This is a genomic window from Dyella caseinilytica, assembly GCF_016865235.1.
GTDB lineage: Bacteria > Pseudomonadota > Gammaproteobacteria > Xanthomonadales > Rhodanobacteraceae > Dyella_B > Dyella_B caseinilytica.
The window spans coordinates 3045683-3065777 of sequence record NZ_CP064030.1; the positions used below are offsets into that span (position 1 = coordinate 3045683).

General features: G+C 59.8%; 20 protein-coding genes and 1 tRNA gene. 13 read left to right on the forward strand and 8 right to left on the reverse strand.

The features are described from left to right. The first annotated feature begins 49 nt into the window (after positions 1 to 49). From ISN74_RS13170 to ISN74_RS13205, 8 genes are all read left to right on the forward strand, one after another. Positions 50 to 598, forward strand: coding sequence for a DUF7173 family protein (locus ISN74_RS13170; RefSeq protein ID WP_188799673.1), 549 nt, complete (start codon positions 50 to 52; stop codon positions 596 to 598). Further along, positions 595 to 1134 (forward strand): 3'-5' exonuclease, encoded by a 540-nt coding sequence (locus ISN74_RS13175; protein ID WP_188799674.1) that lies wholly within the window; start codon positions 595 to 597, stop codon positions 1132 to 1134. The genes ISN74_RS13170 and ISN74_RS13175 overlap by 4 nt, the downstream gene beginning before the upstream one ends. A gap of 2 nt (positions 1135 to 1136) precedes the next feature. Then, positions 1137 to 1895, forward strand: a complete 759-nt coding sequence (locus ISN74_RS13180) for an ATP-binding protein (RefSeq protein WP_188799675.1) — start codon at positions 1137 to 1139, stop codon at positions 1893 to 1895. Between the two features lie 61 nt (positions 1896 to 1956). Beyond that, complete coding sequence (locus tag ISN74_RS13185; RefSeq protein WP_188799676.1) at positions 1957 to 2490, forward strand: DUF669 domain-containing protein; 534 nt, start codon at positions 1957 to 1959, stop codon at positions 2488 to 2490. 411 nt (positions 2491 to 2901) lie between these two features. Beyond that, positions 2902 to 4020 (forward strand): oxidoreductase, encoded by a 1119-nt coding sequence (locus tag ISN74_RS13190; protein ID WP_188799678.1) that lies wholly within the window; start codon positions 2902 to 2904, stop codon positions 4018 to 4020. A 1-nt stretch (position 4021) separates the two neighbouring features. Continuing rightward, positions 4022 to 4471 carry a hypothetical protein gene (locus tag ISN74_RS13195; RefSeq protein ID WP_188799679.1) on the forward strand — a complete coding sequence of 150 codons (450 nt, stop codon included), beginning with the start codon at positions 4022 to 4024 and terminating at the stop codon, positions 4469 to 4471. Further along, positions 4468 to 4848, forward strand: a complete 381-nt coding sequence (locus ISN74_RS13200; RefSeq protein WP_188799680.1) for a zinc-finger-containing protein — start codon at positions 4468 to 4470, stop codon at positions 4846 to 4848. The genes ISN74_RS13195 and ISN74_RS13200 overlap by 4 nt, the downstream gene beginning before the upstream one ends. Then, positions 4848 to 6692 (forward strand): DEAD/DEAH box helicase, encoded by a 1845-nt coding sequence (locus ISN74_RS13205; protein WP_188799681.1) that lies wholly within the window; start codon positions 4848 to 4850, stop codon positions 6690 to 6692. The genes ISN74_RS13200 and ISN74_RS13205 overlap by 1 nt, the downstream gene beginning before the upstream one ends. 53 nt (positions 6693 to 6745) lie before the next feature. Here ISN74_RS13205 and ISN74_RS13210 read toward each other — a convergent pair whose 3' ends face one another. Then, the gene (locus ISN74_RS13210; RefSeq protein WP_188799682.1) at positions 6746 to 7339 is read right to left on the reverse strand and encodes a hypothetical protein; all 594 of its coding nucleotides are present in this window, start codon (positions 7337 to 7339) and stop codon (positions 6746 to 6748) included. On the opposite strand from ISN74_RS13210, the gene ISN74_RS13215 reads away from it, so the two are divergent. Further along, entirely contained in the window at positions 7338 to 7808 is a 471-nt protein-coding gene (locus ISN74_RS13215; RefSeq protein ID WP_188799683.1) for a hypothetical protein, read from the forward strand. The genes ISN74_RS13210 and ISN74_RS13215 overlap by 2 nt on opposite strands. Continuing rightward, positions 7805 to 8059 carry a helix-turn-helix transcriptional regulator gene (locus ISN74_RS13220; protein WP_203546612.1) on the forward strand — a complete coding sequence of 85 codons (255 nt, stop codon included), beginning with the start codon at positions 7805 to 7807 and terminating at the stop codon, positions 8057 to 8059. The genes ISN74_RS13215 and ISN74_RS13220 overlap by 4 nt, the downstream gene beginning before the upstream one ends. Positions 8060 to 8098: 39 nt before the next feature. Here the strand turns inward: ISN74_RS13220 and ISN74_RS13225 are convergent. The 7 genes from ISN74_RS13225 to ISN74_RS13255 all read right to left on the reverse strand — a co-directional run bounded on the left by ISN74_RS13225 (position 8099) and on the right by ISN74_RS13255 (position 14465). Beyond that, positions 8099 to 8191, reverse strand: a tRNA-Ser gene (locus tag ISN74_RS13225). Positions 8192 to 8257: 66 nt separating this feature from the next. Continuing rightward, positions 8258 to 8467, reverse strand: coding sequence for a carbon storage regulator CsrA (gene csrA / locus ISN74_RS13230; protein ID WP_188799684.1), 210 nt, complete (start codon positions 8465 to 8467; stop codon positions 8258 to 8260). Positions 8468 to 8738: 271 nt separating this feature from the next. Next, positions 8739 to 11375: an alanine--tRNA ligase gene (gene alaS, locus ISN74_RS13235; RefSeq protein ID WP_188799685.1), complete on the reverse strand. Its 2637-nt coding sequence runs from the start codon at positions 11373 to 11375 to the stop codon at positions 8739 to 8741. Between the two features lie 80 nt (positions 11376 to 11455). Beyond that, positions 11456 to 11953, reverse strand: a complete 498-nt coding sequence (locus tag ISN74_RS13240) for a regulatory protein RecX (protein ID WP_188799686.1) — start codon at positions 11951 to 11953, stop codon at positions 11456 to 11458. Positions 11954 to 12163: 210 nt separating this feature from the next. Then, entirely contained in the window at positions 12164 to 12793 is a 630-nt protein-coding gene (locus tag ISN74_RS13245) for a short chain dehydrogenase (protein WP_229679267.1), read from the reverse strand. A 2-nt stretch (positions 12794 to 12795) separates the two neighbouring features. Continuing rightward, a complete protein-coding gene (recA, locus tag ISN74_RS13250) occupies positions 12796 to 13830 on the reverse strand; it encodes a recombinase RecA (RefSeq protein ID WP_203546767.1) in 1035 nt (344 codons plus the stop codon). A gap of 125 nt (positions 13831 to 13955) precedes the next feature. Further along, positions 13956 to 14465: a CinA family protein gene (locus ISN74_RS13255; RefSeq protein WP_188799687.1), complete on the reverse strand. Its 510-nt coding sequence runs from the start codon at positions 14463 to 14465 to the stop codon at positions 13956 to 13958. Between the two features lie 90 nt (positions 14466 to 14555). On the opposite strand from ISN74_RS13255, the gene mutS reads away from it, so the two are divergent. The 3 genes from mutS to katG all read left to right on the forward strand — a co-directional run bounded on the left by mutS (position 14556) and on the right by katG (position 20022). Beyond that, positions 14556 to 17135, forward strand: a complete 2580-nt coding sequence (mutS, locus tag ISN74_RS13260; RefSeq protein WP_188799688.1) for a DNA mismatch repair protein MutS — start codon at positions 14556 to 14558, stop codon at positions 17133 to 17135. Between the two features lie 490 nt (positions 17136 to 17625). Beyond that, positions 17626 to 17754: a hypothetical protein gene (locus ISN74_RS21240; protein ID WP_268235704.1), complete on the forward strand. Its 129-nt coding sequence runs from the start codon at positions 17626 to 17628 to the stop codon at positions 17752 to 17754. A 90-nt stretch (positions 17755 to 17844) separates the two neighbouring features. Next, positions 17845 to 20022 (forward strand): catalase/peroxidase HPI, encoded by a 2178-nt coding sequence (gene katG, locus ISN74_RS13265; RefSeq protein WP_188799689.1) that lies wholly within the window; start codon positions 17845 to 17847, stop codon positions 20020 to 20022. The last annotated feature ends 73 nt before the right edge of the window (positions 20023 to 20095 follow it).

Sequence of the window (20095 nt, forward strand, 5' to 3'; positions counted from 1 at the left end):
TTTCATGTGCCTAACCGTGTGGCTGGCGCGCTAATTCGGAGACTTAACCATGTCCGTTGACTACAACAACCCGCTAGACGAAGCCCTGGAAGCGCTCGCTGCCGCAAAGATCAGCGAAGCCGTTGCAAAGGACGTGCGCCTCAAGGCTGAGGATGCCGTGATCGCGCTGCTGCCGAAAAAGGAAAAAGGCAGCGTGAGCAAGAAAGGTGACTATTTCAAGGGCACCGTCACGTTTGACCAAACCATCAGCGTCGATCCCGCAGCACTCGCCGCGATCAAGGACAAGATCAACCCCGAGCGCTTCGCCGCAGCCATCAAGTACAAGCCCGACACCATCGCGGCCGGTCTTAAAGACATGAAGGATAACCACGCGGATGAGTACGCCATCCTGGCGCAAGCGCTCATCAGCAAGCCGAGCAAGCCAGCCGTAAAAGTGGAGCTGATCGCTAAGGCGGAAGCAAAGCTATCTGCGCTCGAAACGCACGCGCCCGCTCCGAAGTTGGAAGCCGCCCCTGTGGTTGAGGCCGTGGCCGTGGCGGAGGAAGCGGCGCCCGCGATGCCGGGATGGCTGGCAAAGCAGATGGGTAAGGCGGCATGAGCATGGAGCTTAACGCCGCAATCGATATCGAAACGCTGGATCGCGCTCCAACTGCCGTCGTGCTTTCCATCGGCTGTGCGGTGTTCAACCGGGCGGGCGGCATCCTCGGCACGTTTCACCGCGTGCTTAGCAAGCTCGAACAGCATCGCGTCGGCCGCACTGTGGGCGTTGACACGCTTGCTTGGTGGAAAGAGCAGGACGAGCAGGCGCGCGTGCTGCTGACCACGCCAGGCGATTCGGTGAGTGGGGCGCTGCACGATCTTCGCCACTTCCTCGACTCGCATGCCGTCGCGGGCGTCTACGGCTACGGCGCGGACTTTGATAACGCAACCGTGCGAAGCCTCGCCCAAACCTTCGGCGTCGATGAACCGTGGCATTACCGCAAGAATCGATGCGGCCGGACCGTCGTTGCGCTAGCCGGTGATCGCATCGCACTGCCTGAACGTGTGGGCACCCATCACAACGCGCTTGACGATGCGATTTTCCAAGCGCGCCACATCGCAGCCGCACTAAACGCACTGAACACGGAGAACTGAAAATGGCAATCTCGCTCGCATCAATCAGCAAGACCACGCGCAACAGCAACCCGCCGCGCATCGTGATACACGGCTCGCAAAAGATCGGCAAATCCACATTTGTGGCCGGTGCGTACAACCCGATTTTTCTCCCGCTTGAGGATGGTCTCGAAGGCATCGAAACCAACTCATTCCCGCTTCTCAAGTCGTTTGAGGAAGTGATGGAAGCGCTGGAAAGCCTCAAGCATGAGGCAAACGACTTCGGCACCGTGGGCGTTGATTCGCTGGACTGGCTCGAACCGCTGGTGTGGAAGTACACGTGCCAGGTCAACAACTGGCCGGACATCGAAGCACCAGGCTACGGAAAGGGCTACATCGCAGCTAACGACACGTGGCGTCTTTTCTTCGCGTCGCTCAATGACCTGCGCGTCAACCATGGCAAGGCCATTGCGCTCATCGCGCATAGCATCGTCAAAAACTTCGCTTCACCGGACTCTGAAGCCTATGACCGCTACGAACTGAAGTTGCAAAAGGGAGCGCTTGGCTTGGCTGTCGAGTGGGCCGACGTGATTGGCTTCGCTACGGAAGAAACCGCGATTAAGAAAGAGAACGCGGCAGGCGGCAAGACGCGCTCGCGCGGCATGAGCACCGGCCGCCGCGTGCTGCATGTCAACGCCAAGCCCGCGTTTATCGCAGGCAATCGCTACAACATGCCCGACACCATCGACCTGTCATGGGATGCACTCATGCAGGCAATGACTCCCGCGCAGAAAGCCGCCTAAACGGCAACACAGCTTCACCGCACCACCAGTAACAAACCGACTTCAACCAGGACATAAAAACATGGCAAATCTGACTGGCTCTTACGATCCGAACGCCGAAACCCAAACCGATTTCTCCCCGCTTCCGACCGGCGAATACATCGCGCACATCTCCGACTCCGACATGGTTCCTTTCCAGAACTCGGACGGCGAAAAGCTGGCACTGGTGTACACCATCGCGGAAGGCGAATTCAAAAACCGCAAGGTGTGGTGTGACTTGAGCCTCAAGCACCCGAACGCGCAGACCTCGCAGATTGCCAACCGCCAGTTCGCTAGCATCCGCGAAGCAACCGGCGTGACGAATCCGCGTGATTCGGCGGATCTGCATTTCAAGAACCACATCATCCGCGTGGAATTCATCAAGGCAGGGACCGTTCAGAACAAGGGCCGTTACACCGTGCCCAAGGACAAGAACGAGGTTAAGGCATGGCGCAAGGCAGACGGCGCACCCATCGCCGCACCGACAGCGCAGAACGTCGGGCAGCAGCAACCGGCCGCCAACCAGGCGAGCGGCGGTGACGCGCAGAAACCTTCGTGGGCACGTAGCGCGGCCTAAGCGTCGCAGGTGATTCGCGCACCAGTGCACATGGACGTGCACAACTTCAAACATCGCGCCGGGCGGTGTCGCGGAACCCGGCAACTGTTCTACCGCTTGCGGCTTGCACCAGGCCGCAACCGATAGAGCACCACCCCACACGGAGCCGATGAGCCATGAGCTTAACCACCAAACGCACCGACTCGCACACGCTCGCACTATTCGTAAACGGCCAGCGCGTTGGCGAAGTTTTCCGTTATCGCTTCCCAATTACGCGCAATAGATACGGCCTGCGCTTGCGCGGCATCTACTGGCGACCGTCAAGCGGAGCGCCTAACACGCGCGGCGGCTACACGACAAAATCATACGTAACGCAGTGCGGCGCAGTTCAAGGTGCGCGCGTGGCGTTCCGATTCTTTGGGATGATTTAAGATGGCACCACTTCCCCAGCGTCCCCGCTCGCTCACTGTTGAGGCCATTTACAAGTGGTGGGCTGATCAGCCGCAGCGCCTTTCGCGTCGCCTTGGAGCTTCGCAGATTGGCAACGATTGCGAACGCAGGTTGTTCTACTCGTTCCGTTGGGCTGCAGTAGAACAGTTCGAAGGCCGCATGTTGCGCCTGTTCAATCGCGGCCATCGTGAGGAACAGGTATTCACCGACGAACTGCGCGGCATTGGTTGCACCGTGCACGATCTTGATCCGGCCACTGGCGAGCAATTCACGTTCACTGGCTGCGGCGGCCACCTGGTCGCGAAGATTGACGGCGTGGCCGTTGGCATCCCCGAGGCACCGAAAACCTGGCACAACGTCAGTTACAAGACCAGCGGCGAGAAGTCTTTCGCCAAGTTGGCGGGCAAGTCGGATGACCGCAAGAAGTACCGCGCAAATCCGTCCGTCATGATGATTCCCGGCGATGGTGTGGCCGTGGCTAAGCCTGAACACGTCGATCAAAATCAGGTGGAAATGCACCTATCAAACCTCACGCGCACGCTTTACCTGGCCGTGTGCAAAGACGACGACAGCTTGCACGCTGAGCGTATCGATTACAGCCCAGCGGAGGGCACGCGCCTAGTCGCGAAGGCTGAGCGCGTCATCTTCGCGGAAGCGCCGCCGGAAGGCATCAGCAGCGATCCGTCGTTCTACAAATGCAAGATATGCCCCATGACCAGCGTGTGCCACACGGCGCAGTTGCCGCGCGTGTCGTGCCGCACCTGCCTGCACTCGACCCCGGAGCGCGAAGGCGATGGCCGGTGGAGCTGCGCTAAGTGGGGCCAAGACATTCCGCACGAACACCAGGCGGACGGATGCCCCGCTCATCGTTACATTCCGGTATTTCTCAAGCGCTGGGGCGAAGTGGTTGACGCGAGCGAGGCTGAAAACTGGGTCGAATACAAGACGCCGGACGGCCACTTATTCCGCAATGGGGAGCGTGGCCCGAACTCCTATGAATCATCCGAACTCTTCGCAGCGACGCCCGAATTTATCCGCGACCCGGCAGCAAATGAAGTGCGCGATACGTTCGATGCCCGCATTGTCCAAAAGGCGGCCTGATATGAACGAGATTAAATGCGGGCGCATCGGGGCAAACAGCGTGCTTGATATCTCGCAGCGCGTAGCGATGGTCATCGCTGAGCACGGGAAGCCCCTGGCCGTGTGTCTCGCGCCGTCCGGACACGTCACGGTTGAGTCTCCCAGGCACGCGCTTGAGAGCGACCTTGTTGGCGTGTATCGCCAACCTGCCGCTAATGATCCGGTGGCGACGTTCCACGCACTGTTGAATGAGGACATTCTCACTGCGGTGGAGGAACGCAAAATCCGTGGCGGCGTCGGCCGTCGCCACATCGCTGATAGTCGATCTGTGCCGGGCGCGCGGTACATTGGCGAGCCGTGTAAGGTGTGCCGCGAAACGGAACGCTACGCATCGTCGCACCAGTGCTGTAAATGCTCAAACGTGCGCCGCCGTGAACGTCTGCGCGCCAAGCGCGCGAAGGTGGCTGCATGAGCGTCATGTGCGGTTACTGCAACCAGCCCGCCGCCCTGGTGCGTGGGCCTGCTGTCTATCCGCATCGTCCCGACTTGCGCGGTCTGCAGTTCCACATCTGCCGCCCGTGCGGCGCATGGATTGGCTGCGAGCGCGGCACCACCAATCCGCTTGGCACGCTCGCAAACGCTGAGCTACGCCGCGCACGCATGGATGCACATGCCGCATTTGATCCGTCGTGGAAGGGCAATAAGCGCCGCCGTGGCGAGCGTTACGCGTGGCTTGCCGAACGGCTTGGAATACCTCGCGCTGCGTGCCACATCGGTCACTTTGACCTGGCGATGTGCCGCCGCGTGGTTGATGTGTGCCTGATCGATGCAGTTCGCGGGGTGCATTGATGCAACTACGTTGGTATCAGCAAGACGCAAAGGCCGCGTTTTGGAATTACCTTGAAGTGTCCGGCGGAAATCCCGCGCTTGTGCTGCCTACCGGGGCGGGCAAGTCTCCGCTTATGGCTGGCATCGCGATGGACGCGGTGCAGAAATGGGATCTGCGTATTGGCATCCTAGCGGCCAATCAAGAATTGGTGGAACAGAACGCGGCAAAGCTGCGCGCCATGTGGCCGAACGCGCCCATGGGCATATACGCGGCTGGCCTGCGTAAGCGTGACCGATTCGACAAGATCCAATACATGCAGATACAGAGCGTGTATGACAAGGCGCACATGCTCGGGCAGTTCGATCTACTGCTAACGGATGAGGCGCAGCGCATCCCGCTTGATGGTGAAGGCGCTTATCTGCGCTTCTTCGCGGATGCGCAAAAGATCAATCAGCGCGTACGCTTTGGTGGACTCACTGCTACACCCTATCGCCTGAAAGGCCGCGCGATCCCGATCTGCGGGCCTGAGTACATCCTCAATGATATTGCGTATGAGGCGCGCATCCCCGACCTGATAGGCGACGCCTACCTATCCAAGCTTGTCACGCCTGGCGGACTTGAGCGCCCCGACCTATCAGCCGTCCATGTGAAGGGTGGTGAATACGTAGAGGACGAACTAGCGGCAGCGATGATCCCGCTAGTGGAGCGTAGCGTCCGCGACATGCTTGCGCGCTCCGTTGGCCGCAAGGCTGGCATCATATTTTGCGTGAACGTCAAGCATGCCGAGATGGTCATGCACGAGTTGCGCAAGTACGGCGAATCGTGCGCCATGATTACCGGCAATAAAAAGATCACGCCGGTAGCGCAGCGCCGCCAGTCTATCGAAGCGTTCAAAGCTGGCCGCATCCGGTGGATGGTTAACGTCAACGTGTTGAGCGAAGGGTTTGACGCTCCGCATATTGATGTGGTGGTGATGAAGCGCCCCACCAAGTCGCCGGGCTTGATGTATCAGCAAATCGGGCGCGGCTTCCGCGTGGTGTACGCGAAGGGCTATGCAATCGACACGGTATCGGAACGCCTCGCGGCTATCGCTGCTGGCGGCAAGGATGACTGCCTGGTGCTCGACTACGCGGGCAACCTTTTGGAGCATGGGCCTGTCGATCAAATCAAAGTAGGCATGCCCAGTAAAAAGACTGGCAAGCGCGAAGTTGAAACCGGCAAGCTCAAAGAGTGCCCGACGTGCAAGGCGTTGCTCCCCATGAGTACACGCGAGTGCCCGGAGATGGTTGGGCCTGACAAGAAATGCGGCCACAAATTCGGTAGCGCTAAGCCACAGCACTATGACACGCACGTTGACGCTCCGATCCTCTCAACTGGTGCGGGTATCGCGCGCAAGATCCACACGCACCAGGTCAGCGGCGTGCGCTACGCCATGCACGCGAAACCCGGAAAAATCACCAGCCTGAAAGTTACCTATTCATGCGGCATGCGCTCATTTAGTGAGTGGATGTGTTTCGAGCATGGCGGCATGGCGCGGATGAAGGCCGTGGACTGGTGGCAAAAGCGCCTGCCGGGTAGCAACGCACCACGCACGATTGAGGAAGCACTAACGCAAGTCGATTCACTGGCGACGCCGATAAGCATTGCCGTAGACGAAACCGAAAAATTCCCCGAGATAAAAGACTATGACTTTGGACAACTTGCCGAACGTGGCGGAGAAAGCGCGACTGCTGATAGCAGCGCAAAATACAGTGAAAGCAGTGTTAGCCCTCCCCGATCTAACACCGTGCCGCCAGTGTCTACAGTTCCAGACTGGCTTTTGTTCGCAGTGGAAAATGCAGGTGCCGGAAAGCGAGCAGCTTAATGGCTGTGAGAAATGGATAGAGGAAATTCCATTTTGATGGAATGCCGGTGAACTCATTCACGCAGATTAGCGATCACATCGCGCCACCACGTTACGGCCCCAAGGAGAACGAAATTCATATCGTACATCCCCCTAAATGCACCTTCGAGCCAAACAGCCTGGTGCACCGAAAGCTGTCTTGGGACAGCATGGCCTTCTGCAATCGTATGCCCGTCCTCTTCGAATCTTGCATAAATGTCAAAGACTTGATCGACGGTCTGAAAATCTGCTTCGTACGCGCGCTCTGCAAGCGTCACATGTTTTACTGCGAGCGCGATTTGCTGGCAGCTACGCAGGTTCATGTCTTCACGCATCCACTCTTGCAACGAGCCGATGCCCTTCAACGACCTACCCGTAAGCCGCGAAGCCTTTTCCCAGCCCTTCTCAAAATCAAGCTCTGCTGCGAGCCAATCACCCATATTCCACGCCGTGCTCGCGGCGTTTTGGGCCATGTACATGGCAGGGTGATTCGGTCGCCTTGGCGAACGTTGCCACCTCATGAATTGCTGCGTTTCCCACACCAGCTTTGCATGAACATCATCCAGCCTCGCAAGCCCCAGGGTGCGATCCCTACCTTCCTTGCCTTTTGTCTTCGGAGAACGAGCCATGTTTCTGCATCCTGTTCGATTCCCTAAGCCGATGTTGACGCCATCAGTGATCGCGAGCAATTCACAGCCAACTAAACAACCGCAAGAATTTACGCCACAATTACACCCGACCGGCGCGCAATCACGCGGGCCACATCGCAGGGGAATACACATGAAGACATTGACCGTCACCGCTACCGTTCTCGCCGTCCTGGCTTTCAGCCATAGCCATGCCGCTGGCCGCGCCAAGCTCTGCAAGGATCTTCGTCCATCCGTTGTATCCATCGCCAAGGCCCGCGATGCTGGCAAGTCGCAGGATTCAATTTCAGAAGCAGTGACAGCAGCAGCCGAGCATGAAGAGGCAAGCGTGCATCACGCATTGCAAACGGCCGTCGCACTCGCCTTCAATCAGCGCGACAGTGACCCGGAGCAGTTCGCAGATGCTTTTGTGAAGCGTTGCAGTGCGTATGACGGGGATATCTTGCCGTGATCGATCAGCCGGAAGCTGTCGCACCTGTGCACCGTGTGCCCGTCACCCTGATTCCTTTTGAGATGGTCGCAGCACGCGCCGGGCTTGGCCGTACCACCATCTACGCAGGCATTGCAGCAAAGACATTCCCTGGACCGGTCAAAGTTGGCAAGCGGTCGCTATGGGTTGAGTCCGAAGTGGACCGATGGATAGCTGCACGCATCGCGGAACGCGACATGGGTAGCAACGTGGGTAGTAGGAACGCCGCATAAGAAAAAGCCCTGAGAAATCAGGGCTTTGTTCCATATTACTGGCGGAGAGAGAGGGATTCGAACCCTCGATAAGGCTTTTGACCCTATACTCCCTTAGCAGGGGAGCCCCTTCGGCCTCTCGGGCATCTCTCCGTGTTTTGTTTCCGTGGTGTCACGGAGCCGGCAAGGATACCGGCCAGCGCCCTCAAGGTAAAGAGGTTACCCGTGTGCGCCTGATCCACCCGAGGCGCCGCCTTCGTGCTCGTTCTCGCCCTTGATGCGCTGGTAAATTTCTTCGCGGTGCACGGCCACGTTCTTCGGTGCATTGATGCCAATGCGAACTTGGTTGCCTTTCACGCCGAGAACGGTGACGGTCACCTCGTCGCCGATCATCAGGGTTTCACCGACCCTGCGGGTCAGAATCAACATAGCTGTTACTCCATATAATGCTTGTGGTCACAGGCCATCTGCATGGTGTTGCCTCACCCCTGAGCACAGTCATCACGCAGTTCTGACGTTCGCGTCCGTCAAAGGCCTTACCGCCTTCCCCGGCTCCAAACAACCAAGTTGCCTCGAAAGACAGCTTGCCTTCACGGCACTATACGCAACCGGCAGCACCGTTATCTAACCGATACTAGCCGAGCGCAAGCGCCAGGTGCAATTTACACATAATCTTTACATCGGGTCCATACGCGGCGCATCAACCGGCAAGCTGCTCTCCAATCCAGCCGACTGTACCTGTCAGGATGTCAGGTAATTGTGGTTTGTCGAGTCCGCCACCTTGCGCCATGTCTGGACGGCCGCCGCCTTTTCCTTCGATTTGGCCGGCGACATAAGCCACTACATCACCTGCTTTGATACGTCCCGCAGCCTTGCCATGCACGCCGGCAACCAGCGAAATACGGCCATCCGCCGCACCGGCCAGCACCACCACGCAATCCGCAAGTTGTTGCTTCAGCTGATCCACGCCATCGCGCAGTGCCTTGGCATCGAGGCCTTCCAAACGGGCAGCAATCACCTTGATACCACCAACATCTTTGGCTGAACTGGCAAGGTCTCCGGTCATGGAGCCGGCGGCTTTAGCGCGCAACGATTCGAGCTCGCGTTCCAGCTTTTTCTGACGGTCCAGCACCTGACGCAACTTCTCGGCAACATCGTCGCCGTTGCTTGAAAGCAGCTGCGATAGTTCACCGAGGCGGCGCTCTTCGTCTGCCACATAAGCCAGCGCACCGGTGCCCGTGACAGCTTCGATGCGGCGCACGCCGGAAGCCACACCGGCTTCGCTGACGATCTTGAACAGACCAATATCACCGGTACGGCCGACATGCGTGCCACCACACAATTCGGTGGAGAAATCACCCATCTTCAGCACGCGCACTTCGTCGCCGTACTTCTCGCCGAACAGCGCCATCGCGCCGAAAGCAATCGCATCGTCGTACGCCATCTGGCGCACTTCGGCTTCCGCGTTGCGGCGCACTTCGGCGTTCACCATCGCTTCGATCCGAGCCAGTTCTTCGCGACTGACCGGCTTGAAATGCGAGAAGTCAAAACGTAGACGATCCGGTGCGACCAGCGAGCCCTTCTGCGTAACATGCGCGCCCAACACGTCGCGCAACGCCGCGTGCAACAGATGCGTGGCCGAGTGATTGAGTACCGTCGCCTGACGGCGCGTTGCGTCGACAGCCGCATCAACCAGATCGCCCGTGCGCAAAGGCTGTGCACCCTGCCAACGGCCGGCATGACCGAAGAACACACCGCCCATCTTGAGCGTATCGCTCACTTCGAACGATCCCGAGGCATTCGACAACGCACCGGTATCGCCTACCTGACCACCTGACTCGGCGTAGAACGGTGTGCGATCAAGGATAACCAATGCTTCTTCGCCGACAGCAACCTGGTCGATCTGCTTGCCCTCACGCACCATGCCGACGACCTTGCAGCCCTGGCTGGAAAGCGTTTCATAGCCGAGGAAAACGGTGGGTTTAAGCTGGCTCGCGAGTTCGGCCGGCATCAGTCCCTTTGCCTGGAAATTGCTGCCTCTACGGCCTCGCTCCTTCTGCTCTTCCATGGCCCGGTCGAAGCCTTCCATATCTACCGATAGCCCACGCTCGCGCGCAATGTCAGCGGTGAGGTCGACTGGGAACCCGTAGGTGTCGTACAAACGGAAGGCATCTTCGCCCGGAATGGTCTTGCCGGATTTGGCTGCGACTTCGTCGAACACGCGCATACCGTGTTCCAGCGTTTCGCCAAAGCGCTGCTCTTCTGTGCGCAGCGCCTCTTCGACAAACGATTGCTTGGCAGCGAGCTCTGGATACGCGCTGCCCATTTCCTCGACCAGCGGCTGCACCATCTTCCAGAAGAAGTCGCCACGCACGCCGAGCATCCAGCCATGGCGCAACGCGCGGCGGATGATTCGACGCAGCACATAGCCGCGTCCTTCGTTCGACGGCAACACACCATCGACGATCAGGAACGAACATGCGCGGATGTGATCGGCGATCACGCGCAGGGATTTGTTGGCCAGATCCTTGGTGCTGGTGAGTTCTGCAGCGATCTGGATCAGGTGCTGGAACAGATCGATCTCGTAGTTGGAGTGCACGTGTTGAAGGACAGCGGCGAGGCGTTCCAGGCCCATGCCGGTGTCCACGCATGGCGCTGGCAGCGGCGACAGCGTGCCATCGGGCGCACGGTCGAACTGCATGAACACCAGGTTCCAGATTTCGATGTAGCGATCACCGTCTTCATCGGGCGAACCGGGCGGGCCGCCAGCGATTTCCGGACCATGATCGTAAAAGATTTCGGTACACGGACCACAGGGACCGGTGTCGGCCATCTGCCAGAAGTTGTCCGAGGCGTAGGGTGCGCCCTTGTTGTCGCCGATGCGCACGATGCGCTCAGCCGACACGCCAATTTCCTTGTTCCAGATGCCGTAGGCCTCGTCATCGGTGTGATAAACGGTGACCCACAGTTTGTCGGCCGGTAACTTGAAAACGCCCGTCAGCAACTCCCAGGCGTAGCGGATCGCATCGCGCTTGAAGTAGTCACCGAACGACCAGTTGCCCAGCATCTCGAAAAAGGTGTGGTGACGCGCGGTGTAACCGACCGAATCCAGATCGTTGTGCTTACCGCCGGCGCGCAAGCAGCGCTGTACGTCCGCGGCGCGCACATAGGACAGTTTTTCGCTGCCGAGAAACACGTTCTTGAACTGCACCATGCCCGAGTTGGTGAACAGCAACGTCGGGTCGTTGGTCGGCACCAACGAGCTGGATGGCACGATGGTGTGATCCTTGGTGCGGAAATAGTCGAGAAAAGCGGCGCGGATATCAGCAGTTTTCATGAGATCGAGGACAAAGAGAAAAGGACGCAACAGGCGTCGACGCCGCGACCGGCCCATCCATCCTTCCTGGAACGTGGACCTCAGGGGGTATCGTCGGCAGCGTCGTCCACGTCAGCGCGGGTGACATCCCGTACTGTGGCGGCGGGAAAGCCGCGACGCAAGAGGAATTGCGCCCGGCGGACGCGTTCGGCGGGGTCCGAAGTGCCCCGGGCGCCGTATCGGCGGCGAAGTTGGGTGGCGGCGGCCTCGGTCCAGTCGATCTGCGCCGCATCCAGCAGACTGCGGATGCGTGCATCGGACAGACCGTGACTTTTCAGTTCGGCGCGCAGGCGCATCGGGCCGTAGCCCTGGGCGGTGCGGCTGCGGATCAATACCTTGGCGAAACGGTCGTCGTCCTGGTAATGCTGCTCGCCGAGGCGATCCAGCGCTTCGACAGCTTCGTCGCCGGCATAGCCGCTGCGATCCAGCTTCTGCCGCAGTTCGCGGCGGGAGTGTTCGCGGCGTGTGAGCATGCCCAGCGCTTTGTTATAGGCGCTGGTTTTAGGCTTTTCCGGATTGTCACCGGGTTTGCGTTTCATGGTTTTTCTGTCCGTTCTCTGCGAAGAGATTTGGACAGCGATTCGATCGGAGACGGCCATTCTATCGAGACGCAAGACCTCGCCTCAGCGTCATTCCGGCGAAGGACGGAATCCATGGCGCGTGCGAAGCGTGGATTCCGGCCTTCGCCGGAATGACGCTGAGGGTGATTTAGCATCCCGATAAGCATCGACAGCGGCAAAGGAAAGAAATCAAAAGACCTTGTAGATCTGCCCGGTCTGCGCCCCTTCCACACTGCGACTGAAAGCCAGCGCTGCGCGTGCTGCCGTCACCGGCTCGAACCCGCGGAAGAACGGCGCGTAGGACGGCATCGCCTCGGTCAGCACGTTGGGGCTGACTACATTGATGCGCAAGCCACGCGGCAGCTCGATGGCCGCAGCGTATACAAAGGCCTCCACCGCACCGTTGACCAGGCTTGCCGAGCTTCCCTCAACGATAGGCTGCTCGGAAAGGATGCCGGTGGTCAGCGTGATGGATCCGCCATCACGCAGATAATCCCGCGCAGCCAGAGCCAGATTCACCTGCCCTAGCAGCTTGTCGGCAATACCCAGCGTGTGCAGCGACTCGCCATAGGGCGCGGCCTTGAAATCCGCCAGTGGCGCGAAGGTGACCTTGCCTGCTGCGCTGATCACGGCGTCCAGCTCACCAGCCTGCTGCAATCCGTTGCGAATGCTGTCGACGTCCGTGAGGTCGATCTTCACGCTGCCGGAGTTGCGGCCGGCAGCGATCACCTCGTGACGCTGCCCCAATTCAGCCGCCACGGCACGCCCAAGCGTGCCGGAGGCGCCGACGAGCAGAATGCGCAGGCGCTTTTCACTCATGCTCAGGCCTCTTCCAGGGCCTCACCGGAGGGCGCGACCGCGCCAGAGCCAGCAACCAGCAGGCGCGAACGCAGCTCGCGGTCAATCTCGTCGGCGATGGCCGGATTGTCGCGGAGGAACTGACGCACGTTCTCCTTGCCCTGGCCGATACGGTCGCCCTTGTAGCTGTACCAGGCGCCGGATTTGTCGATCAGGCTCTGGCTCACGCCCAGCTCGATGATCTCGCCTTCGCGCGAGGTGCCTTCGCCGTACAGGATCTCGAACTCGGCCTGACGGAACGGCGGCGCCACTTTGTTCTTCACCACCTTCACGCGCGTTTCGGAGCCGATCACTTCCTCGCCCTTCTTCACCGCGCCGATGCGGCGAATGTCCAGGCGCACCGAGGCGTAGAACTTCAGCGCGTTACCGCCGGTGGTGGTTTCAGGGTTGCCGAACATCACGCCGATCTTCATGCGGATCTGGTTGATGAAGATCACCAGGCAGTTGGACTTCTTGATGTTGGCGGTGAGCTTGCGCAGCGCCTGGCTCATCAGGCGGGCATGCAGGCCGACGTGGGAATCACCCATCTCGCCTTCGATTTCCGCCTTGGGCGTCAGCGCGGCGACCGAGTCGACCACCACGATATCCACCGCGCCAGAGCGCACCAGCATGTCGGCGATTTCCAGCGCCTGTTCGCCAGTGTCGGGCTGCGAGACCAGCAGGTCATCCACATTGACACCCAGCTTCTGGGCATAGCCGGGATCGAGCGCGTGCTCGGCGTCGACGAAGGCCGCCGTGCCGCCGTTCTTCTGGCAGTTGGCGATCACCTGCAGGGTGAGCGTGGTTTTACCGGAAGATTCCGGGCCGTAGATCTCAACCACGCGGCCGCGCGGCAAACCGCCGACGCCCAACGCGATATCCAGGCCCAGCGAACCGGTCGAGACAGTCTCGATGTTGTCGTCGGTGCGGTCGCCCATGCGCATCACCGCGCCTTTGCCGAATTGCTTCTCGATCTGGCCGAGGGCGGAAGCGAGCGCTTTGCGCTTGTTGTCATCCATCGTCTTGATTCCGGTCGTAAGTGGTCGTGGCATGCATCTTCCTCCCTGCCCGTCTCACGGGTTGGGATCGGTGCAGGTCTTGAGTATCCCACACCGGTCAAGCCGACCAGCTGGCTAATTTCTAATCAACTTGTCAGCGTCTCGCGAACGCCGATGAGCGCCTCTGCCACTGTCTGCCGCCGCACGGCCTCGCGGTCACCGGCAAACTGAAACAGTTTGGCGCGCGCCTGACCGTCACGACGCTTCCAGCCGACCCAGACCGTGCCGACCGGCTTTTCTGGCGAGCCTCCCGTGGGACCGGCGATGCCAGTAACCGCGACAGCCACGCCTGCACCGAAGCGTTCCAGCGCGCCGGAGACCATCTCCAGCACGGTCTCCTCGCTTACAGCGCCGAAACGCTCCAGCGTTTCCTGCCGGACGCCAAGCAACGTTGCCTTCACTTCGTTGCTGTAGCTCACTATGCCACCCTCGAACCAGGCGGAACTACCCGCCAGATCCGTCAGTGCTTTGGCGATCCAGCCACCGGTACACGACTCGGCAGTGGCCAGCATTAATCGCTCTCGCTGCACATCGGATGCCACCTGCGTGGCCCACGCCATCAACTCGGCGTCGGTAGGAACGGATGACAACTCCATGCGAAACTCCACGCTTTCCCGACGCCATCAGTTTGCGGCGCGAAGCGCTCCTTGTACCCCTTCCGCCCCGTAACGCCAAGACTTGACCGAATGAGCCAGGACGACCTTTCCCTTCACACCCCTGGCATGCGCCAGTACCTCACAGCCAAGGCAGCTCACCCCGATGTGTTGCTGTTCTTCCGTATGGGGGACTTCTACGAGCTGTTCTACGACGACGCACGCAAAGCAGCGCGTCTGCTGGATATCACGCTGACGCAGCGTGGCCATTCCGCCGGACAGCCAATTCCCATGGCAGGCGTGCCGTATCACGCGGTCGAGAACTATTTGGCCAAATTGGTGCGGTTGGGCGAGTCGGTGGCGATCTGCGAGCAGATTGGCGATCCTGCCTTGGCGAAGGGACCGGTGGAACGCAAGGTGGTGCGCATCGTCACACCGGGAACGGTGACGGATGCGGCGCTGCTGGAAGAGCGCCGCGACAATCTGCTGCTGGCGATTGCCGCCGGTGCGCATGGCAGTTACGGATTGGCGTGGGTGGATCTTTCCAGCGGGCGCTTTCTGCTGAGTGAAGTGTCGAATGCGGAAGCGTTGGCGGCGGAACTGGCGCGCCTTCAGCCGGCGGAAACTTTGGTCGGCGAAGACGTGGCGTGGCCGAAACTGGTTAGCGCTCTGCCCGGCCTGCGCAAGCGTCCACCGTGGCATTTCGATAGCGATGCAGCGCGACGCGAGCTCAACCGTTTCTTCGGCACGCGTGATCTTGGCGGCTTTGGCGTTGACAACATGCCACTGGCGATTGCGGCGGCAGGCTGTCTGCTTGGCTACGTGGAAGAAACACAGAAGAGCGCGCTGCCGCACCTTTCCGGCATGGCTGTAGAAAGTGCCAGCGAAACGATTGCGTTGGATGCCGCCACGCGCCGCAATCTGGAACTGGATACACATCCCAGCGGACGCACCGAACACACGTTGCTCGGCGTGCTCGATGAAACCGTAACGCCGATGGGCGCGCGTTTGATGCGCCGCTGGCTGAATCGCCCGCTGCGTTCGCGCGACACATTGCGTCGCCGTCATCAAGCCATCGGCGCCTTGATCGAAACGCGCCGTTATGAAGACCTGCGGGATCAGTTGCGCGGCATCGGTGATCTCGAGCGCATCCTCGCACGCGTGGCATTACGTTCAGCCCGACCGCGTGATCTTTCCACCTTGCGTGACGGTCTCGCTGCAGCACCTGCATTACGCGAATCGATCGCCACGCTGGACAGCCCGCTGCTGCATGGATTGGTCGACGGTATTGGCGATCACGCCGCCCTCGCCGAACTGCTTAAGCGCGCCATCATCGAACAACCGCCCGTGCTGTTGCGCGACGGCGGCATCATCGGCGATGGCTATGACGCCGAGCTGGACGAACTGCGCCGCCTCGCCACACATGCTGATCAATATCTGGTTGAACTTGAAGAACGCGAGAAAGCCGCCAGCGGCATTCCCACACTCAAGGTCGGCTACAACCGTGTACACGGTTACTACATCGAAATCAGTAAGGGGCAAGCGGACAAGGCGCCCACGCATTACACACGCCGCCAGACGACCAAGAACGCCGAGCGCTATATCACCGAAGAGCTGAAAACCTTCGAGGACAAGGTGCTCTCAGCCAAGGAACGTTCGCTGATGCGCGAACGCGCGTTGTACGAAGCGTTGCTGGACACACTGACCGAACAACTCGAACCGCTCAAGCACGCCGCCGCAGCGATGGCTGAACTCGACGTGCTGTGCACGCTCGCCGAACGCGCCGAAGCACTCGACTGGAGCGCACCGGAACTCACCGATGTTGCTGGCATCGCCATTGAGCGTGGCCGCCATCCGGTGGTGGAAAAGGTGCGCGAAGAGCCTTTCGAACCGAATGACCTGATGCTCGATGACAGCCGCCGCATGCTGGTGATCACCGGCCCGAACATGGGCGGTAAATCGACTTATATGCGACAGAATGCGCTGATCGTATTGCTCGCACATATCGGCAGCTATGTACCCGCTTCGAGCGCCGTCATCGGCCCCATCGACCGCATCTTCACTCGTATCGGTGCAGGTGATGACCTGTCGCGAGGCCAATCCACCTTCATGGTGGAAATGAGCGAGACCGCCAACATCTTGCATAACGCCACGCCGCAAAGCCTGGTGCTGATGGATGAGGTCGGACGCGGCACCAGCACGTATGACGGACTGGCGCTCGCCCGCGCAGCCGCGGTGCATTTGGCGGCAACCAGCCGCGCGTATACGCTGTTCGCCACCCATTATTTCGAACTGACAGAACTGGCATCCGAATACACCACCATCGCCAACGTGCATCTGGATGCTGTGGAATACGGCGAACAGCTGGTCTTCATGCATGCCGTGAAGGAAGGTCCGGCCAATCGCAGCTTTGGCTTGCAAGTCGCGGCTCTGGCCGGCCTGCCCAAATCCGTGATCGCCGATGCACGACGCACGCTGGCAGAACTGGAACGCGGCATGCATGCGCATGTTGCGGCACCTGCAACCACGACATCGTCTCCCGCATCACCGCAACTTGGCTTGTTCGCGGCAGCGCCTTCCGTTGTCGAACGCGCGTTGGAGACCATGGATCTGGATGCGATGACGCCACGCGAGGCGCTTGAGGCGCTTTATAGGTTGAAGTCGCTTTCGTAAAGGATAAAGACTCTGGGAAGAGTTATCGTGCCTCACCGTCATTCCGGCGAAAGCCGGAATCTAGCGACTTTCGTGCGGAAAGACACTGGATCCCGGCTTTCGCCGGGATGACGGTGAGGTGACACGACTATTCGAAGTACGCATTCGGCTGAGCAAATTCAGAAGCTCCAAGCCCAGCTTTCGTTCCCCACATCGAATGATGTGACTTGGCTGCGCCACATCAGCAAGCATTCGCCACCTTATCTTTTGGGCCGTCGTCTAAACACCGGTCTTCATCCCTCTCATCAATTTTTTCACCGCAACACAACGCCCGGTGGTCTATCGTGACGCGCCGTAGGCGTGTGTGATCACACTGACGCTATAGCGTCATAGCCGCGGACTATGAAGGAGATTGGAAAAATCGAATTCACATGTTCGAAAACGGCGCCTACATTCGAGCTACAGCGAGCCGACGCCAGCCACTGACTCAGCCGTAGAAAAGGAACCCGCCATGAGTAGCGATCGCAAGCCTCTCACAACCATTTATGGCGCATGGGTTATGGACAATCCGAACCACCTCAACGTCGGCCCGCCGCTGGTACTGGACTACCAGCGCATCAAGAAGTGGGTGCATGGCTAGATGCCATGGCAAGGACATTTCATTTATCGACGCTTGGATTCCACACCGGACCCAAGTCGCTGGACGCTAACGACCAAAGGTGGCTAACCCATGTCAACCGTAGCAAAATGCCCGTTTAATCACGTCGCAGGCGGCGGCGCGACCAACCTCGACTGGTGGCCGAACCAGTTGCGTTTGGACCTGCTGCATCAACACTCTGCCAAGTCCGATCCTCTCGGCAAAAAGTTCAACTACGCCGAAGAATTCAAAAAGCTGGACTACGAAGCGCTGAAGAAAGATCTGCGCGACTTGATGACCGATTCGCAAGACTGGTGGCCGGCCGACTTCGGCCACTACGGCCCACAGTTCATCCGCATGTCCTGGCACGCCGCCGGCACCTATCGCATTGCTGACGGCCGTGGTGGCGCTGGCCGTGGCCAGCAACGCTTCGCTCCGCTCAACAGTTGGCCGGATAACGTCAACATCGACAAATCGCGCCGCTTGCTATGGCCGATCAAACAGAAATACGGACAGAAGATTTCCTGGGCGGATTTGCTGATCCTCACCGGCAACGTTGCGCTGGAGACGATGGGTTTTCGCACCTTCGGTTTTGGCGGTGGACGCGAGGACACCTGGGAACCGGATCAGGAAGTGAATTGGGGCGACGTCCAGAAAAAGTGGCTCGGCGACCGCCGCGATCCCAAGACCAATGAACTGCCTCAGCCGTTCGGCGCCAACGAACTGGGTCTGATCTACGTCAATCCGGAAGGCCCGGGCGGCAAGCCCGACCCGATTGCCGCCGCCCATGAGATCCGCACCACCTTCGGCCGCATGGCGATGAACGATGAGGAGACCGTCGCGCTGATCGCGGGCGGCCATACTTTCGGCAAGACCCACGGCGCTGCGCCGGAGTCGCACAAGGGCCCTGAGCCCGAAGCAGCTCCGATCGAAGAGCAGGGCCTGGGCTGGAAGAGCAACTTCGGTAGCGGCAAGGCCGGTGACGCGGTCGGTAGTGGCCTGGAAGTCACCTGGACCACCACGCCGGCCCAATGGAGCAACAACTTCCTCGAAAACCTGTTCAAGTACGAGTGGGAATTGACCAAATCGCCGGGCGGCGCGAACCAGTGGGTGGCCAAGGGCGCCGAGGCCATCATTCCGGATGCGCACGACAAGTCGAAGAAGCGCCTGCCGACCATGCTGACCACCGACCTCTCGCTGCGCTTTGATCCGGCCTACGAGAAGATCTCGCGCCGCTTTCTGGACAATCCGCAAGCGTTCGCCGAAGCCTTCGCCCGTGCGTGGTTCAAGCTCACGCACCGCGACATGGGGCCACGCGTACGCTACCTCGGCCCGGAAGTGCCAAAGGAAGAGCTGATCTGGCAGGACCCCATCCCGGCGGTGCATCACAAGCCGATCGATGACGCGGATGTGGCTGCGCTCAAGGCCAAGGTGCTGGCCTCGGGCCTCAGCATCTCCGAGCTGGTCGGCACTGCTTGGGCATCGGCCTCCACCTTCCGTGGTTCGGACAAGCGTGGTGGTGCCAACGGTGCACGTATTCGTCTGGCTCCGCAGAAGGACTGGGAAGTCAACGAGCCGGCCCAACTGGCCAAGGTGCTCAAGACGCTTGAAGGCATCCAAGCCCAGTTCAATGCAGCAGCCACCGGCGGTAAGCAGGTGTCACTGGCCGACTTGATCGTGCTGGCTGGCAACGCTGGCATCGAGAAGGCGGCGAAAGACGCCGGCGTCAACGTGACGGTGCCGTTCAGTCCTGGCCGCAATGACGCCACTCACGAACAGACCGACGTGGAATCGTTCGCCGTGCTCGAACCGTTCGCCGATGGTTTCCGCAACTACCTCAAGAGTGGATACGCCGTGCCCGCCGAGGCTCTGCTGGTCGACAAGGCGCAGCTGCTCACCCTTACCGCGCCCGAGTTGACAGCATTGGTGGGCGGCCTGCGCGTCCTGAACATCAACCATAAACAGTCCAAGCATGGTGTCTTTACCAAGCGACCGGGCGTGCTGACCAACGACTTCTTCGTCAACCTGCTGGATATGGGTACTGAGTGGAAACCCACCTCTGAGGCGCGGGATGTGTTCGAAGGACACGACCGCAAGACGGGCGACCTCAAGTGGACCGGCACCCGTGTGGACCTCATCTTCGGTTCAAACTCGCAGCTCCGTGCCTTGGCTGAGGTCTATGGAAGTACGGACGCGAAGGAGAGGTTTGTGCATGACTTCGTCGGCGCCTGGAACAAGGTGATGAACCTTGATCGTTTTGATCTGGCGTAACACCCACAGGTAAATCGCAAGACACGAAAACGCCGCAGCGCATGCTGCGGCGTTTTTTATCGCAAAACAAAGG

What these genes read in the sequence shown, in the direction of transcription:
- ISN74_RS13170 (WP_188799673.1), top strand. Translation starts at nt 50, where the DNA reads ATGTCCGTTGACTACAACAACCCGCTAGACGAAGCCCTGGAAGCGCTC.
- ISN74_RS13175 (WP_188799674.1), top strand. Translation starts at nt 595, where the DNA reads ATGAGCATGGAGCTTAACGCCGCAATCGATATCGAAACGCTGGATCGC.
- ISN74_RS13180 (WP_188799675.1), top strand. Translation starts at nt 1,137, where the DNA reads ATGGCAATCTCGCTCGCATCAATCAGCAAGACCACGCGCAACAGCAAC.
- ISN74_RS13185 (WP_188799676.1), top strand. Translation starts at nt 1,957, where the DNA reads ATGGCAAATCTGACTGGCTCTTACGATCCGAACGCCGAAACCCAAACC.
- ISN74_RS13190 (WP_188799678.1), top strand. Translation starts at nt 2,902, where the DNA reads ATGGCACCACTTCCCCAGCGTCCCCGCTCGCTCACTGTTGAGGCCATT.
- ISN74_RS13195 (WP_188799679.1), top strand. Translation starts at nt 4,022, where the DNA reads ATGAACGAGATTAAATGCGGGCGCATCGGGGCAAACAGCGTGCTTGAT.
- ISN74_RS13200 (WP_188799680.1), top strand. Translation starts at nt 4,468, where the DNA reads ATGAGCGTCATGTGCGGTTACTGCAACCAGCCCGCCGCCCTGGTGCGT.
- ISN74_RS13205 (WP_188799681.1), top strand. Translation starts at nt 4,848, where the DNA reads ATGCAACTACGTTGGTATCAGCAAGACGCAAAGGCCGCGTTTTGGAAT.
- ISN74_RS13215 (WP_188799683.1), top strand. Translation starts at nt 7,338, where the DNA reads ATGTTTCTGCATCCTGTTCGATTCCCTAAGCCGATGTTGACGCCATCA.
- ISN74_RS13210 (WP_188799682.1), bottom strand. Translation starts at nt 7,339, where the DNA reads ATGGCTCGTTCTCCGAAGACAAAAGGCAAGGAAGGTAGGGATCGCACC.
- csrA (WP_188799684.1), bottom strand. Translation starts at nt 8,467, where the DNA reads ATGTTGATTCTGACCCGCAGGGTCGGTGAAACCCTGATGATCGGCGAC.
- alaS (WP_188799685.1), bottom strand. Translation starts at nt 11,375, where the DNA reads ATGAAAACTGCTGATATCCGCGCCGCTTTTCTCGACTATTTCCGCACC.
- ISN74_RS13240 (WP_188799686.1), bottom strand. Translation starts at nt 11,953, where the DNA reads ATGAAACGCAAACCCGGTGACAATCCGGAAAAGCCTAAAACCAGCGCC.
- ISN74_RS13245 (WP_229679267.1), bottom strand. Translation starts at nt 12,793, where the DNA reads ATGAGTGAAAAGCGCCTGCGCATTCTGCTCGTCGGCGCCTCCGGCACG.
- recA (WP_203546767.1), bottom strand. Translation starts at nt 13,830, where the DNA reads ATGGATGACAACAAGCGCAAAGCGCTCGCTTCCGCCCTCGGCCAGATC.
- ISN74_RS13255 (WP_188799687.1), bottom strand. Translation starts at nt 14,465, where the DNA reads ATGGAGTTGTCATCCGTTCCTACCGACGCCGAGTTGATGGCGTGGGCC.
- mutS (WP_188799688.1), top strand. Translation starts at nt 14,556, where the DNA reads ATGAGCCAGGACGACCTTTCCCTTCACACCCCTGGCATGCGCCAGTAC.
- ISN74_RS21240 (WP_268235704.1), top strand. Translation starts at nt 17,626, where the DNA reads ATGAGTAGCGATCGCAAGCCTCTCACAACCATTTATGGCGCATGGGTT.
- katG (WP_188799689.1), top strand. Translation starts at nt 17,845, where the DNA reads ATGTCAACCGTAGCAAAATGCCCGTTTAATCACGTCGCAGGCGGCGGC.